The following is a 384-nucleotide window of genomic DNA, read 5'->3' on the forward strand; positions in this document are numbered from 1 at the left end:
GGATTACACTTCTAAGGAAAAGTGCCGACTCGCTACGTGTCGTTGTCCTACGGGGTAGTCATGGATATTCAGATAATTACACGCGAAGGCGAACCAGAATATGCGGTTCTGCCATGGGCTCAGTATCAGGCTCTACTGAAAGCAGCAGGCATCAACGAACAACCACCGCGCGACGCCACAGTGCGTCCCGCGGCCACAKCAGACCAGRYTCTTCCGGGTCTGGATCAACTACGCAGTTTGCGCGAAGGGAAGGGCATCGCCATTGAGGCGCTGGCCCGCACGGTAGGCATCAGCCCGTCTTACCTGGCCTTGATCGAAAGTGGCGAGCGTCAACCTGACGCAGCGATTCGCCGCAGCCTGGCCTGGGAACTGACGGTGCCGGGA

General features: G+C 58.5%; 1 protein-coding gene. It reads left to right on the forward strand.

Features of this window, described 5'->3' with window-relative positions; all coding sequences use genetic code 11:
- Positions 1-60 precede the first annotated feature (60 nt).
- On the forward strand, positions 61-384 hold a 324-nt coding region (locus AC1DKR_RS21375), incomplete at its 3' end, for a helix-turn-helix domain-containing protein (RefSeq protein WP_478035208.1).

This window comes from Stenotrophomonas sp. 01N47 (genome assembly GCF_056399165.1).